4 protein-coding genes are annotated in these 3613 nt (G+C 63.0%); 2 read left to right on the top strand and 2 right to left on the bottom strand.

The features are described 5' to 3' along the window. The first annotated feature begins 330 nt into the window (after positions 1–330). The gene (locus WCY17_RS14295) at positions 331–1299 is read left to right on the top strand and encodes a nucleoside recognition domain-containing protein (RefSeq protein WP_372702855.1); all 969 of its coding nucleotides are present in this window, start codon (positions 331–333) and stop codon (positions 1297–1299) included. A gap of 68 nt (positions 1300–1367) precedes the next feature. Here WCY17_RS14295 and msrA read toward each other — a convergent pair whose 3' ends face one another. After that, positions 1368–1901, bottom strand: a complete 534-nt coding sequence (msrA, locus tag WCY17_RS14290) for a peptide-methionine (S)-S-oxide reductase MsrA (protein WP_372702854.1) — start codon at positions 1899–1901, stop codon at positions 1368–1370. 72 nt (positions 1902–1973) lie between these two features. Here msrA and lgt point away from each other — a divergent pair, with 72 nt between their 5' ends. Continuing rightward, positions 1974–2756, top strand: coding sequence for a prolipoprotein diacylglyceryl transferase (lgt, locus tag WCY17_RS14285; protein ID WP_372702856.1), 783 nt, complete (start codon positions 1974–1976; stop codon positions 2754–2756). Here lgt and WCY17_RS14280 read toward each other — a convergent pair. Next, complete coding sequence (locus tag WCY17_RS14280) at positions 2707–3462, bottom strand: SIMPL domain-containing protein (RefSeq protein WP_372702853.1); 756 nt, start codon at positions 3460–3462, stop codon at positions 2707–2709. The genes lgt and WCY17_RS14280 overlap by 50 nt on opposite strands. Between the last annotated feature and the right edge of the window lie 151 nt (positions 3463–3613).

Here is a 3613-nt window from a genome sequence, read left to right as displayed (position 1 = left end):
GCTTTTTCTGGGGCGTGTCAAGCAGCTGTAAAACCACCCGCCGACCGCACAACCCATGAAGCCCAAAACCCGCTGCCAGGCCCGACATTGAACCACTTGCGCGATCCAGCGTCAAACATGACCACTGTGCATCACCTTTACAACCCGCCGCGCCAGAACCCGGGCCGTGTCCGACACCGCCCAAAGCCCGTTGCACCAAGGGTTAACCCTTGTGACGTGCTGCAAAGAAACGAGAATATAGCACGACAGAATGACGGCTGCAAACCGCCTACAATGCAGGATCTTCATCCACCAACCACTCGTTTGTATCCGGCGATCTGCAGCGTTCCCATGGTTTCATATCTGATCACGATCGGTACGCGCAGCGTGCGCATGTTCATTACGGTGGCACGCATCATGCTGCCGGTGATGTTTATCGTCTACATCGCCGACCGACTCGGGCTGGTGCGGCTCGCCGGCGAAATGCTGGCACCGGCCATGGGTCTTCTCGGATTGCCACCGGAAGCGGGCATCATCTGGGCCACCACCATCCTGACCAACATCTATGCGGGCATGGCGACCATGGCGGTGCTCTCCGACAGTCTGCACCTGAACGTAGCGCAGATGAGCGCACTGGGTGCCATGATGCTGTTTGCGCACAACATACCCACCGAGCAGTCGATCGTGCGCAAGGCGGGGGCCAGTGCACTCGTCACCGGGGGCCTGCGCATGGGAGCAGGGGTGTTGTATGGCGGCCTCACCGGCTGGGTCTGCCATACGTTCGGCCTACTGCAGGCCCCCGTGTCGCTCGCCTGGATGCGCCACGACGAAGGATTGCAGCAGGGCCCGCCAGACGTTCTGACATGGCTCTGGGGCACTGCGGAATCCATGGTGCTGGTCTTCGTGGTCATCGTGGCGCTCGTGCTCATGCTGGATGTCCTCGAGCGCTTTGGGATCACGCGCCAGATCACACGCCTGCTGACCCCGGTGCTGCGGCTGTCCGGCCTGGAAGAGCGTGCGGCACCGCTGACAACCGTTGGGGTGCTGCTCGGGCTGGCCTACGGGGGCGCGCTGATCATCGAAGCGGCGGAACGCGAAAATTTCAGCCCGCGTACACGCCTGCTGGCCTTGTCGTGGCTGTCGCTGTGCCACGCCCTGATCGAAGACACGGTGCTGATCCTCGCAATTGGCGCCGATATCTGGGTCGTACTCGTATTCCGCACCCTGTTCACCCTGGGAATACTGGCACTGATGGCCCGCCTGACACGCCCGGGCACACCCTGGGGCAAGCGTCTGCAGGCCAGCGCCCCTTCGGCGTGAGCCGGGCCGCCACTTCGGGGTGGGTCGGGCCGCCATTTCGGGGTGAGTCGGGCCGCCACTTCGCGCTGTCAGGGTACGGGCGGCTTGAGCCATTGGGCATGGCGGCGGCGAAACCCGGCGAGCTTGGGGGCGATCACATAACGGCAGTAACCCTGATCGGGGTATTTTTCATAATACCCATGATGCACGGCCTCGGCAGGCCAGAACGGGCCTGCCATCTCGATGCGGGTGCAGATGGGCGCATCGAACAGGGCGGACATCTCGTCGCGCAGCGCCACGGCAATGGCCATCTGGGCGGGCGTGGAGGCAAAGATCACCGAGGCATACTGGGGGCCCACATCGTTACCCTGGCGATCCAGCGTGGTGGGATCATGGCAGGCGAAAAAAATCTCGAGCACGTTCTTGCAGGAAATCAGCGCCGGATCATATGTCACGCGCACCACTTCCACGTGCCCGGTGTCGCCCCGGCAGACCTGCTCATAGCTGGGCTGCGCGAGGTGGCCGCCACAATAGCCCGGCACGACCTCAGTGACACCCACGAGCGCCTGGAAGACCGGTTCCAGACACCAGAAGCAACCGCCACCTAAAATAATCTGTTCCATCGTCAAACCCCGCTCTGATCCAGACCGCTTCTTGATCAGGGTATCATCCTTCTTGCTCCGATTCAGGCCCATATCATGCTTGCCCCCCACATAGACCCCATCGCCCTGCAGATCGGCCCACTGGCCATCCACTGGTATGGCCTGATGTATCTGGCGGGCTTCGGCATCGCCTGGCTCCTGGGGCGCTGGCGCATCCATCATTACCCAGGTCAGCTCACTTTGCGCGACCTTGAAGACATCATCTTCTATGGCGTGTTGGGGGTCGTCATCGGCGGGCGGCTGGGCTATGCCCTGTTCTACAAGCCAGGCGAATACCTGGCCAACCCGCTGGCCATCCTCGAGGTCTGGCAGGGCGGGATGTCATTTCATGGTGGCCTGCTCGGCGTGGTCATTGCCATGCTGCTCTTCGCACGCCGCCGTGGCCTGACGCTGCTGGCGCTGGGCGATTTCATTGTCCCCCTGATTCCGCCCGGTCTGGCTGCCGGCCGGCTGGGCAACTTCATCAATGGCGAACTCTGGGGGCGGCCCACTGAACTGCCCTGGGCCATGGTGTTTCCAGGGGCGCGCGACGGCCTGCCGCGCCATCCCTCGCAATTGTATGAAATGGGGCTCGAAGGCGTCGGGCTGTTTGCCCTGGTATGGTGGTTTGCCCGCAAGCCACGGCCTGCCGGGCAGGTCAGTGCCGTATTCCTGATGGGCTACGGCGTATTCAGGTTTGCGGTGGAATTCACCCGCGAGCCCGACGACTTCCTGGGCCTGTTCGCCGGTTTTTCGATGGGACAGATCCTGTCTGTGCCCATGATCGTCATTGGGGTGATTCTGTTTTTCTGGTCAGCAAAGCGATCGACCCGCTGACCGAGACCGTCACGCGTTCCTTGCCGCCCTCTATGGGCGCGGCGGTTGAGTCAGCAGCCATACTCATCATGCGCGCTGGCCCCGGCATGGGCTGGAAGCGCCCGGCCCCTGACAGATCGATGGTGCGCAGGCGATACCCGGGGAAACCCAGGGCCTCTGCCAACGCGCTGGCCCGGTCCTGGAAGGCCTTCACGGCCTGCGCGAGCAAAGCCTGTTCGGTTGCAGCCTGACGGGCCTCGGAAACCGAGAAGTACAGCCCGTCGATACCCATGTATTCGGCCTGCTCGGCTGCCAGCCTGGACACGACCGGAAAATCCTGGGACTTGAGGATGATTTCTGCCCTGCCGCGCCATTCGGCCACATGCCCATCCCGATCAGTGGAAGGCCAGAGGCGGTAACTGCCGTTGTGCACAAGCACTCCTGCATGCCCCTGAAGGGCTTTCATGACCACGTCGAGCCGCTGGTTGAGCTGTTCGGCCACCGCGTTCTGGGCCGGGCCTGCAAGTTCTGCCACCAGCGTGATCTGGACGGTGTCCTGTTCGACTTCGGAACTGGCCTCGGCTGACAGGTTGGCGATGGGCACCTGGCCACCGCGATCATGTACGTGGGCGTACAGGTCTCGTGCATGGGCGGACAGCGGCAGCCACAAGGCAAACAGCACCAGAAACAGGCCAGTGCGGGCCGCTCTGAGAACAACGGGTTTCATCGGACCATCCTGAAAGGCTCTGACCCGCCGCACCCACTGCGGCGGGCCGATTCACAGTGCCGTGCCGCGCACGGCACCGCACGACACGCTGAAAAATGCCCCGCCTGTGCCGTCAAGGCCGGCATCCCGGAACCGGAGGTTCACGGTGGTC

The sequence above is a fragment of the Castellaniella sp. genome (assembly GCF_041677825.1).
Classification (GTDB): domain Bacteria; phylum Pseudomonadota; class Gammaproteobacteria; order Burkholderiales; family Burkholderiaceae_B; genus Castellaniella.
This window is presented reverse-complemented; position numbering and strand designations above follow the sequence as displayed.